Annotated in this window: 12 protein-coding genes; 7 read left to right on the top strand and 5 right to left on the bottom strand. The window is 54.5% G+C overall.

The genetic code is table 11. The annotated features are described in order from the left end of the window. Positions 1-6: 6 nt before the first annotated feature. The 4 genes from D0T11_RS06360 (at position 7) to D0T11_RS06340 (ending at position 6,352) form a co-directional block, all read left to right on the top strand. The gene (locus D0T11_RS06360) at positions 7-1,110 is read left to right on the top strand and encodes a phosphoadenosine phosphosulfate reductase family protein (protein WP_119654946.1); all 1,104 of its coding nucleotides are present in this window, start codon (positions 7-9) and stop codon (positions 1,108-1,110) included. 35 nt (positions 1,111-1,145) lie between these two features. Then, entirely contained in the window at positions 1,146-3,380 is a 2,235-nt protein-coding gene (locus D0T11_RS06355) for a DEAD/DEAH box helicase family protein (protein WP_119654945.1), read from the top strand. A gap of 228 nt (positions 3,381-3,608) precedes the next feature. After that, the gene (locus tag D0T11_RS06345; protein ID WP_119654943.1) at positions 3,609-5,840 is read left to right on the top strand and encodes an AAA family ATPase; all 2,232 of its coding nucleotides are present in this window, start codon (positions 3,609-3,611) and stop codon (positions 5,838-5,840) included. Continuing rightward, on the top strand, positions 5,840-6,352 hold the full coding sequence (locus tag D0T11_RS06340; protein ID WP_119654942.1) for a hypothetical protein: 513 nt from the start codon (positions 5,840-5,842) through the stop codon (positions 6,350-6,352). Before D0T11_RS06345 ends, D0T11_RS06340 begins: the two co-directional genes overlap by 1 nt. A gap of 287 nt (positions 6,353-6,639) precedes the next feature. Here D0T11_RS06340 and dnaB read toward each other — a convergent pair whose 3' ends face one another. The 5 genes from dnaB to D0T11_RS06315 form a co-directional block, all read right to left on the bottom strand. Then, a complete protein-coding gene (gene dnaB / locus D0T11_RS06335) occupies positions 6,640-8,031 on the bottom strand; it encodes a replicative DNA helicase (RefSeq protein ID WP_119654941.1) in 1,392 nt (463 codons plus the stop codon). A gap of 15 nt (positions 8,032-8,046) precedes the next feature. Beyond that, positions 8,047-8,880: a hypothetical protein gene (locus D0T11_RS22450; RefSeq protein ID WP_182888274.1), complete on the bottom strand. Its 834-nt coding sequence runs from the start codon at positions 8,878-8,880 to the stop codon at positions 8,047-8,049. Positions 8,881-8,990: 110 nt separating this feature from the next. Beyond that, complete coding sequence (locus D0T11_RS06325) at positions 8,991-9,545, bottom strand: hypothetical protein (protein WP_119654940.1); 555 nt, start codon at positions 9,543-9,545, stop codon at positions 8,991-8,993. A 12-nt stretch (positions 9,546-9,557) separates the two neighbouring features. Continuing rightward, positions 9,558-9,860: a helix-turn-helix domain-containing protein gene (locus tag D0T11_RS06320; RefSeq protein ID WP_119654939.1), complete on the bottom strand. Its 303-nt coding sequence runs from the start codon at positions 9,858-9,860 to the stop codon at positions 9,558-9,560. Positions 9,861-9,862: 2 nt separating this feature from the next. Next, positions 9,863-10,111 carry a hypothetical protein gene (locus tag D0T11_RS06315; RefSeq protein WP_147374546.1) on the bottom strand — a complete coding sequence of 83 codons (249 nt, stop codon included), beginning with the start codon at positions 10,109-10,111 and terminating at the stop codon, positions 9,863-9,865. A gap of 173 nt (positions 10,112-10,284) precedes the next feature. Between D0T11_RS06315 and D0T11_RS06310 the strand changes: the two genes are divergently transcribed. The 3 genes from D0T11_RS06310 (at position 10,285) to D0T11_RS06300 (ending at position 12,857) form a co-directional block, all read left to right on the top strand. Then, entirely contained in the window at positions 10,285-11,055 is a 771-nt protein-coding gene (locus D0T11_RS06310) for a S24 family peptidase (RefSeq protein ID WP_182888273.1), read from the top strand. A 366-nt stretch (positions 11,056-11,421) separates the two neighbouring features. Then, entirely contained in the window at positions 11,422-12,438 is a 1,017-nt protein-coding gene (locus D0T11_RS06305; protein ID WP_119654936.1) for an NAD(P)/FAD-dependent oxidoreductase, read from the top strand. 92 nt (positions 12,439-12,530) lie between these two features. Beyond that, positions 12,531-12,857 carry a 2Fe-2S iron-sulfur cluster-binding protein gene (locus D0T11_RS06300; protein WP_182888272.1) on the top strand — a complete coding sequence of 109 codons (327 nt, stop codon included), beginning with the start codon at positions 12,531-12,533 and terminating at the stop codon, positions 12,855-12,857. The last annotated feature ends 43 nt before the right edge of the window (positions 12,858-12,900 follow it).

Genomic DNA, 12,900 nt, shown 5'->3' with positions numbered 1-12,900 from the left:
ACGACTATGACTAAGCCCACACGACATCTACTCGGCATTTCCGGCGGTAAGGACAGCGCGGCGCTAGCTATCTACCTACGCCACAAGCACCCGGAGCTGCAGCTTGAATACTACTTCTGTGACACAGGAAAGGAATTGCCGGAAACGTACACGCTGATTAGCAACCTGGAAAACTACCTAGGGCAGAAAGTGACGCGTCTGGAAGCAGCGGAAGAAAGCCCAGAGGACTCATTCGACCATTTCGTGAAGGTCTACGGTGGGTACCTGCCGTCATCGAGCGCTCGGTGGTGCACCAAAAAGCTGAAGTTGGAGCCTTTTGAGAAGTTTGTGGGTGATGACCCAGTAGTGTCTTATGTGGGAATTCGCGGTGACGAGGACCGTGAAGGCTATATCTCGCGCAAACCCAACATCCAGTCTATTTTTCCCTTTCGGCGTAACATCTGGAGCGAAGACGTGGTGCAAAAGGTGCTGCAAAACGATGCCATAGCGCGGCTGCGCGGGCTGTATGAGGAACTGAGTGAACCCGCACAGCTGACGCGGGTGGTGGCCTTGGCCGAAACGCCACTGTCACGAGGTTTTACGCAAGCGCAAAAGCTCAACGCGCTACTTGATGCCGACACGCGCCTGTTTAATAAAGTAGTGTTTGGGATGCTGCGAGGCACTGCCTATCCGCTGGCCGAAGCAACTGACTTTTCGTTACTCGACAACGACGACAATCTTATTCGAGCCGACATCTTCCGGCTGCTGCGCGAAAGCGGAGTGGGCGTGCCGGCCTATTATGAGAAAATCACATTTGAGGTGGACGGGCAAAAGGGTGAGTACGCCCGTAGTCGCTCGGGCTGCTTTTTCTGCTTCTTTCAGCAAAAGATTGAATGGGTATGGCTTTATGAGCAGCACCCAGAACTATTCGAGCGGGCTCTTGCCTATGAGCGGGACGGGTACACCTGGATGGAAGAGTCGCTGACCGACTTAATTAAGCCGGTGCGGCTGCGTCAAATCAAGCTTGACGCTATTGGAAAGCAGCGCAAAGCAAAAGGGCCTGCAAGCCCTTACCTGCTGGATATCTTAGATGATGAGGAAGAGGTCGGTTGTGCATCTTGCTTCATCTAACCTAACCTAATTGCCAACCTAAAATCTACGCGTCTGTGCTGACAGATATCTTATTTCCAATTGACGAAGAATACCGGTCAGGCACTGATGACGAACCTTTTGCTTTCTTTCTAGAAGGATTTGTGGAGAGCAAACGGGCAGACCTTTTGCTTGGCTATTTCAGTTCGTCCGCCATCAATGTTCTGTCGCTCGGTTTTGCAAAGTTTATCAGCAATGGTGGTCGGGTTAGGCTAATAATTAATAATATTCTCTCGTCTAAGGACAAAGCAACGGTGCTAAAAGGCCTCGATGCAGAAGAGGATGACAACCGTTTTTTGATTGAAGACTACTACGGGATAAAAGATGCTTTAGACAGTTACGGACACCATTTTTTTGATTGCATCGCCTGGTTAATAGCACAAAAGAGGATAGAAATTAGAGCAATCAAACCAATAGGCAGAAGAGGAATTGCACACTATAAGTCGGGCATCTTCTATGATGGCACCAATAAAGTGCGATTTAAAGGCTCGTGCAATTTCACTGCTTCGGGTTTGATGGAAAATCTAGAAGAGCTTGACCTAAAATTATCCTGGCATTACAAAGGGGAGGCTTTTCTAAGGCACGAGCGCGACTATAACCAGATTTTTGAAGGCAAGTCAGACATTGCTGCGCTCATTCCATTTGAAGAAATTGAAGAGGCCATTTTACAAGATTATGGCGGCAAGGATTTAGACGAGCTCCTAGTAAATGAGCAACATTTACTAGCTCAAAAGGCTAAACTGAAGCATAGCGAAGCAACGCGGCGAGTATTGGAAACGATTATGCAAAAGATAGAAGCGTACCGTAATGCTCCTCGTTTCCCGTTTGAGAGCGGACCAAGACAGTATCAGCAGGATGCTTATGAGAATTGGATTGGTAACGGCCATCATGGCATTTTCGCAATGGCAACGGGTACGGGCAAGACAATTACGGCGTTGAACTGCTGTTTAAATGAATTTGCAAAACAGGAAAACTATCAAATTGTCATTCTGGTACCGACTACCATATTAGTTGAGCAATGGGAAAAAGAGGCCAAAAGATTTAATTTTCGAAGAATCATCAAGGCATCTTCTAAAAACGCTGGTTGGAAGGAGGCATTAGATGACATTAGAAACTCGCAGAGCTTCGGTGTACCTGATTCTTACGTTATCGTTTCGACGTACCGGACATTTGGTAACCCCGTATTTCAAGCGTTTCTGAAGGCGGCAGGTGACGAAATAATTCTGGTAGCCGATGAAGCTCATAACGTCGGCGCTCCAGCTGTTGCGGCCTTGTTCGCACAATTGCCCGTGAAAAAGCTTATCGGGTTATCGGCTACCCCAAAACGCGTCTATGATGAAGAGGGAACAGAACAAATGGAAGCATTTTTCCATGATGCACCACCATACGCTTACAACTTCACTATGGAACGGGCAATTGATGAGGGTATTCTTTGCCCTTATTATTACTATCCCCGCGTGGTTGAACTTACTCAGCCGGAGATGGAGAAGTATACCGAAATATCCGCTAAACTAGCTTCTTTGCATGACCGAGCGAGTAAGGATAATGCCGCGAAGAAGAGCTATGAAAAGTTGTTGATGCAGCGGAAACGCATCATACACAAAGCAACAAGCAAGTTGGCTGCTTTTGAGAGTGTACTAAGAGACATCATGAAATCGGAGGATGGTCCTGGGCTAAAATATACCCTAGTGTATGCTCCAGAAGGCTTCTACGATGAAAATGAAACTGATTTGGACTTTTATCCGAAAGTGCCTGAGGACAGCCGCATTATCGATTACTATGCTAACGCAGTACGCGAAGTATCGCCGGAAACCCGCGTTGCCGATTACATCAGCGAGTCAACTGATAAGGAACATACACTTCGAAATTTTGAGACAGGCAAGATTGATGTATTACTATCAATGAAATGCTTGGATGAAGGCGTAGATATTCCACGTACTGAACAGGCTATATTCTGTTCAAGCACTGGCAACCCGCGGCAGTTCATTCAACGACGTGGACGGATATTACGTCAGCATCCGGATAAGCACTTTGCCAGAATTTATGACTTGGTAGTTATACCAAGTAGTGTACCCACTGGAGCGTCATTTGAGCTTGAGCAGAATCTAGTGAGAAAGGAGTTGGAACGGGTGGTTGACTTCGCTTATATGGCCATAAATAATTTCGCAGCTATAAAAGCTGTCCGGTCAATATGTGACCGTTACCAAATCAACCCCGATTCACTAAACCCTTACTCACCGCCTGTAGCATGACAAGTCCACACTTAGAAACATTCAAGGCCTTTTTACAGGACGAAACCATTCGTGAAAGCTACAAAATCACCGACGATGATATAGCTACAGCGAGTCTAACTCACAGTAGCAGCAACCTGATGGTAGAGTTAATTCGTCAGATGATTAATAAGCAGATTGATATCGGCTCTACGAAGATTACTGCGTCTCATCTCCACTCCGTTCTCAATAACCGTTTAAAGTGATTTTATGCGCCTTTTGAATATTACTCTTTGCAATTTTCTTTGTTATTACGACAATAACAAACTAGAATTCTCTGATGGTTTGAACCTAGTATTGGGTGCCAATGGCTACGGCAAGAGTAAGCTGTATGACGCAATTCAATGGATTTTTAAGGACGGTATTACTGACGACAAGCCGCGAGCAGGTGGAATACCTGCTAACACTGTGCGCAAAACGTCAGATATGAGGCCGGAGATAAGGCATACCCTGGCAAATGAACGTGCGCTTGCGGAGGCCGAGATTGGCAGCAAGGTGTTGTGCGAAGTTTGCATCGAGATAGAAAGTGGCCACCAAGATGAATCCTATCGGTTCGTTCGACGGCTCAGCGTCACTAAAACGGGAGCAAATGACTTTAAAGCTGACTCCGAGAGTCTACTTGAAGGTTATCGCAAGGCCGTTAACCACTTTAAGCCTGTAAGCAACCCGGTGGAGTTACTAGCCCAACTCATTCCGGGTGATATTCAGCGGTATGTGTGGTTTCAGGGGGAACGGGGCATCAACAGTCTTATTGATACTTCTAGCCGCGATTCACTTAAACAGGTGGTTAACCAGCTGTCAGATGTGGAGAAGTGGGACCGATTTATTGAAGTTGCGCAGGCAGCCTACACAACGGCTGATAACGAACTAAAACAAGCCCTCAAAACCGACACCACTCGTAAACAGAAAACGGAGACGTTGCAACATCAACAGCTGGACGTTCAAACCAAGCTGACGGTAGTTGAAACGAAGATGGATGAGGCTAAACAAAATCGAGACGGTGCGTCTGAGAAGTTAGATGGCATTATCAGTCAGTTGACTTCTGCCACCAAAATCCAAGCCTTGGAGAAAGAGCGGCAACACCGAGAGCGTGAGTTGGGGCAGGTCCGAGCCCGAATTGACGATTTAAAACTTGGGTTTGCCAAACGGCTTTTTACCGATAATTGGCTGATTATGGGCGCCGAGGACTTAGTGGATGAGTTCGAGGAAAAATATGACGCTTATTCCAGCTTCGCTTTGGCTCGTGAAGCCAAACACCAAGCAACGTTGGCGCAGAGTGAGCAAGAGCAGACCAGGCTGCCAAAGGGCATTCCCGATGGGGTACACGTCAAGGATATGTTGCAAAAGCAGCATTGCTTAGTCTGCAACCGTCCAGCACTCAAAGGAACCTCAGAATACATCGCAATCGAGAGCCTGCTAGTCCAGAACGAACCCAAAAAAACCAAGCTTTTACCACTGCCAAGCATTGAATTGGACTTGCGGGAAATGTACCGTCACGGCATTAAAATGCGAGAGAAGGCTACGCGTGCTAATGATGAAATAGCTGCGGCGTACGTTGAGCAAAAACAGCTTGAGGCGCAAAAATTGCTCTTGCAAGAGGAGTTAGAGCGCATCATTGGGGAGACAGAAACAGAGACAGTAAATAGCGGTGTGGTAGCTAACGGCACTGCTGGAAGCGTCGTGCTCTCTATCGAGTCGGCAAAAAGAGAATTAGAACGCTATTCCGGGTTAGTTGAGCGGTACAGCCAAGAGTCAGCTGCTCTAACAGAAACCTTGAAAACGGTGAAAGAGGAGTTTGGTAAACTCACGCAGGGTAGCGACGTTGACCCTAAATTGCTAGAGAAGCGAAAAATGCTATCTGACCTGCGTGAACTAACAGAGCTGACTAAGAAAGCGCAATACAAAAAGTTGATTAGCCACCTTGAAGACACAGCTAACCAGCACTACAGCAGTATAAATAAACGCACAGGTGCAGTTTACGGTCAGATTCGCTTCGTGTATGAAGCTGGTGGGTACATACCTGAAATTCAGGATGATGCTGGCACCCCAATGCAGAACCTTAATACGTCGCAAGTAAGCTCATTCAAACTCGCTATCATCATGGCTATTGTTACGGCAAACCGTAATCGTGGGGTAGCTAAAAACTACCCATTGATTACAGACGCGCCCACTTCTGATTTCGATGCAGTAAAGACAAGAGGTTTTCTTGCGGAAGCAGCAAAGGCTTTTGGACAAAGCATTGTCATCATAAAGGACTTCCTAGATGAAGACCCTAATGAAGAAGGCCGTTACGTAGTGGACAGCGAAAAGCTTGCATTAGTTAAAGCTGATGTAGAAGCTCAGGGCAAAAAACTGAAGGTTTATCAACTAGTTATTCCCCCTGGACAATCAAACCAAAACCGTAAGAATCTCTCTGTTCAAATTACCCGCCTCGCTGTCTAATGAAATTACTTAAGGAAAAATTTCTAGAGAAGTACCCTCTCTACCCTAATACCTACGAGGATTTCATGCGCCGTTTAACACGCGTTAAAGACGTTAGCAGAAGCGCAGGCTCCGATGAAGAGCAGTTTGAACGAGGTAAAGCATTTGGGACGGTTTACGAGTGTTTTATGTATGCCACGATGGTTGGCATTAAGGCGCGGCATCAAGGACATTTCGAGCGCAACGCAGCTGGGCCTAAGTTCCTACAGATTAAGGATTGGAAGCCGCAACCTCTGGTCGACTTTATTTTTATGAGCCTGTTAACCTTGGCAAAATTACCATTTGACGAAATCGAAGAATTGAGTCTTGAACAAGCAGATGAAAAGGGACTAGACTTGGTTAAGAATATGGAAAAATATGCCGCTGGCGGTTTCGAACTGATGTTGGCAAAAAGTAAAGAGTTACCTCAGTTTTTTGAGAACCCCGGTAACGTAGTAACTTTTCTAAAAGAGGTCGTACTGATTATGAAGTAAGAAGCGTTATCTGATTGGCTACATAAACACATTGTTTACTTCAAACACGGCGCGGGCAAAGCCGGCTAGTGTGGCGGTTCGGAGGTTGGCGCAGTAGCAGAGGTACCCGGCATGGGCCCACGGCTGCACGAGCGTGGTGGTAAGGTCAAAGCAACTGATGACTTATGGGGACAGACATAGGTGAAATAGGTATCAGAATCACTCGCTAAAAACACGTAGCAAATCATTGATTATACAGGATTTGTATTGCGGAATGAGTATCGAAATTTTGCTGCTTTCGCAGGGTTTTAGAAGCTAGCGGGCATTGCAGTCAGGTCCTGAAAAGTACCACGGCGAAGGTTGCAGGCAGCCACTAAATCGTCGGTGGCCCCGTTGCGGTGCTTGGCGATGTCGAACAGGACGGTGGCGGCGGTGGCGGTGCCGTCCTCGTACTCGGCGATGTTGTAGTACTCGCCGCGCCAGAGGAAGATGATGCAGTCGGCGTCCTGCTCCAGGCTGCCGGACTCGCGCAGGTCGGAGAGCAACGGGCGCTTCTCCCCTCCCCTTTTCTCCACGTCGCGGCTGAGTTGCGAGAGGGCAATGACAGGGGCATTGAGTTCCTTGGCCAACTCTTTCAGCCCGCGGCTAATGCTGCCGACCTCCTGCTCGCGGTTGCCTTTGGTGTCGCCGCGCATGAGCTGGACGTAGTCGACCAGGACCAGGCGCAGTGGGTGCTGAGCATGCAGGCGGGCGCACTTGGCGCGCAACTGCTGGATGGTGAGGCCGGGCGTGTCGTTGAGGTGGAGGGCGTGGCCGTGGGTGCGCAGGCGCCGGGCCTGCTGGCGGATGTGGGCTACTTGCTCCAGGCCGCCGGGCAGGTTACCGCGTCGCAAGTCAGAGTTGCTGTAGCCGGGGACTTCGCTGGCCACCAGGCGCTGCATAAGCTGCAGGGTGGGCATTTCGAGGCTGAAGATGGCGGTGTGCTGGCCGTGGTCGAGGGCGGCGGTGCGGGCGAAGTGGAGCATGGCGGCCGTCTTGCCCATCGCCGGGCGGGCGGCCAGGATGATGAGGTCGGAGGGTTGCCAGCCGCCGGTGAGGCCGTCGAGCTGGGCGAGGCCGGTGGGCACGCCGGTGAGGCCGTGCTGGCCGACGGATTGGGCCAGGTGGGCGAAGGTGGCTTCCTCGGCGGCGGCGGCGGTTTGGCCGGGGCGGGTTTCGAGGCTGCGGTGGAGCGTGGTGAGGTGGGTCTGGGCGTCGGCCAGCAGCTGCAGGGGGTCGCGGGTATCGTCGTAGCCGTAGGCGGCCATTTCGGTGCCGGCCTTGATGATGACGCGGCGGGCATGCTGCTCCTGGAGGGCGCGGCAGTGGGTTTCGAGGTGAGCGGCCGAGTTGATTTTGGTGGTGAGGCCGGCCACGAAGGCCGGGCCGCCAGTGCGGGCCAGCGTACCGCGGTGGCGCAGCTGCAGGGTGACGGTGAGCAGGTCGGCGTGGTCGCCGAGCTGCACCAGGTCACGAATAGCCAGGTAGACTTGCTGGTGGGCGGGACAGTAGAACACCTCCTCGGTGGTGAGCGTGGCCAGCATGATGCGCTGGGCATCGGCTTCGAGCAGGGCCGCGCCGAGCACGGCGGCTTCAAGGTCGAGCACCTGCGGGGGCAGTTGGTTGGAGCGGGGGGCGGACGTGGCGGGACGGGAGTTCATAGGGATTGGGATGGGTTAGCTCCAGCGGGCGGGGTCGGACGGCTTGGGGGCGGTGCGGGCCCGGGAGGGGGTGGACGACTGGCCGCTGGCGGCGGCCTGGAATTGGGCACGGCGACGCATCCAGTTGCGGAAGGCGGCGCGCCAGTTGGCCATGGGAGTTTTGCCGCTCACGCGCCAGCCGTTGCTTTCGTAGTGGTCGTGGAAGGCGGCGGCCTCGATTTGGGCATCGGCGCTGGTGGGGTGCTGCTCGGCGGCGTAGGCCTGGATTTCAGCCAGCGCGGGAGCCCCTCCCCCAACCCCTCCCCGGTAGGGAGGGGAGCCTAACGGCTTTTCAACTTTCTTCTCAGCGGTGGGTGCGGGTGGGGCGGCGTCAGCCGCCGCCCTCTCTTTTTTTGTAGATGTAATTGAAGTTGAAGATGAAAATGAAGGGGTTGGAATTTGCTTAACCCGGGTGGTTGGCGTTTGCTTGGGGGTTTGGTTGGGGCTTTGGTTAAGCAAAAGCGGGTTTCCGCCCTTTTTGCCCGCTTCCGTGCGTACCCGGCGCAACCGCTCGTCCTTGACCATGCGGCGGCAGAACAGTGCGCCGTCGGACTCGCGGCGACTGGCCACGCCGTAGTCGAGCAGGGTGGTTAGCATTTGGTTGGCCGTTTGGTTATCCAAACCGAGGCGGCGGGCAATAACGGCATCGGGCATGGGGCTGCCGTTGACGAGCAGCACGCCGCGCTCGTCGCTGTCGTGCATCATCAGCAGCAGCTCGAACCAGGCCCCGCGCTGCGCGAGGTCGAGGGCCTGGACGCCCTGGTCTTTGTGCCAGTCGCCGGGGTAGAATTGGATAGCCGGGAGCTTCATTTTGTAGCTGTTAGCTGACAGTTGTTAGCCGTTAGCTTTATGTTCAGGAGGAAAACCGGCCTGGCGGGCGAGCGGCAAGGGTGGAAAAGCTATCAGCTAACAGCCGTCAGCTAAAAGCTTAGAGCGAGCTGGCGGTAGTCGGTGCATTTGCCGCGCAGGGCTGCTTCAACCTCGGCCAGGGCAGTAGTCAGGGTTGTTTCCAGCAGGCCGGTGTAGGAGTAGGTGGCCTGCTCGTCGTCGAAAGACTGGTAGGGCGTGGTCAGGTTGAGCACCCGGCCGCCGGTTAGCTCGCGCTGGCCGATGAGCGTGACGCCGCCCTGGTAGCGGCCCAGGGAGAAGCCGGTGACGGTGAAGGCTTCGAACAGGGCGGGCAGCTCCTCAGATTCGTCGGGCCAGAAGTCGGGCGTCTCGGTCAGCTGCTCGGTGAGCAGGCACAGGTGCGGCACCAGGCGGCTGAGGGCGTGGGGCAGGTCGGGGTGGACCTGCTCGGTGCAGGTCAGGGCGAAGGTGCGGGGCGGGGCCTCCGGGGTGCGCTGCTCAATGAACTCGCAGGTCAGGTGCTGGTCTTTGAGCCGGGCCTTTTGAATGGTGATGATGGACGCGGAGGCTTCGGAGTCCGGGCCGGCGGGGCTGCCGGGGCCGACGATGGGTAGTAGCTGGGACATGAGCAGAATGGGTTAGGCTGCCCGAGCCAGCGCGGGCAGTGGCCGGTTGTAGCGGTTCAGGTGACGGTTTAGCTCAGATTCGCGGAAGCCCCACTCCTTTTCGTTGAGGCGCAAGCCGCTCAGGCGGCCGGCCCGGCGGGCCTTGCGGACGCCTTCGGGGCTGATGTTGAGGTGGGCCGCGGCCTGTCGCACGGTCAGCAGCCGGTCGGGCGGCGGCGGGGCGGGCTTGGTGGCGGATTCGGTGGCTTTGAGGCGCTGCACGTCGGCCAGCAGCTGTTGCCACTCCTGTTCGGGAACGAGTAGGGCGACTTGCATGGCTAGGCGGCGGTGACTTTGGTAGCGCGGGCTTCGAGGGCGGCGACGCGCTTCTTCTCGGTTTCCACGACGCTAATGAAAGCCTCGGCCACGTCGGCATTATGGTAGCGGCCGGTCATGATATTGTAGACCTGCTGCTTGGAGTAGGTCTTGCCCTGAGTAGCCAGTAGCTCCACGGTGCGGCGGGCGTAGTCGTTGCGCTTGGGCAGCGTAGCGCGCAATTCGGAAATAATCTTTGCCAAGTGTTCCATTTTGTTTGCTGTTATGTATCTTTGTTTAGACCCTGTTCGTACAAACATGGCTACCAAAGTTGGCATAAGCAATAAAAGTTTACCCACTAACAGCAAAAAAAGTGGAACAAAGAACCCTAGTCGGCGACCGTATCAGTGCCTTAATGAGCCACTACGGACTATCAGCCTATCAATTGGCCAAAAATCTGGGCTATGAGGGTCCCCAAAAGTTGTACAAGCTGGTGCAGAATAAATCGAAGCCCGGCTACGAAACTTTAATGGACATTCTGGAAAATTACCCGGAGCTGCGGGCCGAGTGGCTGATGCGCGGGGAGGTTCCGATGATTCGGGCCGGCCACACCTCAGACGCCGCTACGGAGGCGGGCAGCTACCCTGGCATCCCGTACGCGGTGACGGTGAATGCGCAAGGCGAGGAGCAGGTGAGCATCGTGAGCACGAAGGCGCAGGCTGGTTACCTGATTGCCCGTGACGTGGAGGAAACGCTGGGGGAGTTAGACACTATCAGCGTGCCTGGCCATCACGGCAAGTCGGTGCGGGCCTTTGAGGTGGCCGGCGACAGTATGCAGCCCACCATCAGCCCCGGCGACCTAGTTATTGGCTCCTTCACGGAGCGCCTGGACCTGATTCAGCCCAAGCACATTTACGTGGTCGTGACGCATGACCGGCTGATGGTAAAGCGCCTGCGCGGACCGGTGAAGAAGAACGAGCCTATCGAGCTGCTATCCGACAACCGGTTTTACGACCCGTTTTTTCTACCCCAGAAGGAGTTGAAAGAATTGTGGCAGGTCAACGCGCTGCTGACCGGCAGCATCCCGGCCAACACCAACGAGACATTTGACCGGATGCTGGTGCTGCTGGAAATGCTGGCCCATGACTCGCAGCACCTGCGGAGTATTCTGCTGGACGTGGCGGCCCGGTATGATGTGAAGCTGGTGGCGGAATAGGCTTTAGGGATTCTGCGCCCCCATTTGCGCCCCCATTTTGGAGCGGGGATTTTCAGCAGCGGAGTAAGTAGTTGACAAGAAACAGGTTAGCGAGCCTTCGGGGCGGGGTAGTGTGGTTCTTACGTGACCACCAAAACGCCCTCAGCAGCTTGCTGAGGGCGTTTTTTGTTGTTATCCAGCGCAGCTGGAGTAATGGCCGATATTCTCTCCCGCGGATATGGCAACGGCTGGCGGGCGGCTGCCTATCTTTGCGGCCGCGCAAGCCCCCCCGAACCAATCGGAGCCTGTTCGCCAACGTTTTGACTGGTTGGGTTGTTATGCGTGCGGCCCCGTGGGCCAGGATGTTTCGTTTTTCGCTGTTCGTACATGACCAATTCTATTTCCACCGATATCTGCATTATCGGGGCCGGCCCGGTAGGGCTGTTTGCCGTGTTTGAAGCCGGGTTGCTGAAACTGCGCTGCCACGTAGTCGATGCCCTGCCCCAGGTGGGCGGGCAGCTTTCAGAAATCTATCCCAAGAAGCCTATTTATGACATTCCGGGCTTCCCGGAAGTGCTGGCCGGCGACCTGGTCAGCAACCTGATGCGGCAGATTGAGCCCTTCCACCCCACTTTCACGTTGGGTGAGCGGGTAGAGGGCTACCGCAAACTCGACGACGGCTCTTTCGTCGTCAACACCATCGACGGCACCCAAATCAGCTGCAAGGCCATTGCCATTGCCGGCGGCCTGGGCTCGTTTGAGCCCCGCAAGCCTGCTATCGAGGACCTGACCACGTTTGAGGGCGGCAAGGGCGTGTACTACATGGTGCGCGACCCCGAAACGTTTCGCGACCAGCGCCTGGTCATTGCCGGCGGCGGCGACTCGGCCCTCGACTGGACCATTTTCCTGGCCGAAGTGGCCAGCGAGGTTACGCTGGTCCACCGGGGCACTACGTTCCGCGGCGCGGCCGACTCGGCCGAGAAAGTGCAGAAACTGCACGAGGCCGGCCGCGTGAAACTGGTGCTGAGCAGCAACGTGACCCACGTGCACGGCAACGGCCGCCTGAATGCCGTGACCATCACGGCCAACGGCGGCAGCACCGAGCAGATGGCCGTGGACTCGTTCATTCCGCTGTTCGGCCTCACGCCCAAGCTCGGCCCGATTGGCGACTGGGGCCTGGAATTGGAGAATGACGCCGTGAAGGTGAACACCGTGGACTACTCCACCTCCGAGCCCGGCATCTACGCCATCGGCGACATCAACACGTATCCCGGCAAGCTCAAGCTCATTCTCTGCGGCTTCCACGAGGCCGCTCTCATGTGCCAGGGCGCGTTCAAGTACATCTTCCCCGACAAGAAGTACACCCTCAAATACACCACCGTCAACGGGGTGCCCACTCTATAATTGGCTGTTAGCTGAGAGCTGTTAGCTGTTAGCCTGATGTTCTTTCAGGTCGAAGCTATCGGCTATCAGCTATCAGCCATCAGCTGAAGAAAATGACCGACGAAGTACGGGTGTACGTGGAGGAGTCTCCCGGCCACCGCCACGAAATTACGGCCCCCACCGATATGGGGCTGAGTTTGATGGAAATCATGAAGGCCGATGGCTACGACATTCAGGCCACCTGCGGGGGCATGGCGCTTTGTGGCACCTGCCACGTAGAGGTGCTGGCCGGCCCCGAGCTGCCCGAGCCCTCCGACGATGAGCTGGCCATGCTCGAAAGCCTGCCCGTGATGACCCAGGGCAGCCGCCTCTCCTGCCAGATTCGCCTGCACCCGCGCTTGGACGGCTTGGTGGTACGCCTCATGCCTCAGGACGCGTAACGTGCTCCTCACTACAAACAAAAAGCCGGCCCCTGGGCCGGCT

Origin of the sequence: Hymenobacter rubripertinctus, from assembly GCF_003583925.1 — a bacterium.
GTDB classification, from domain to species: domain Bacteria; phylum Bacteroidota; class Bacteroidia; order Cytophagales; family Hymenobacteraceae; genus Hymenobacter; species Hymenobacter rubripertinctus.
This window is presented reverse-complemented; position numbering and strand designations above follow the sequence as displayed.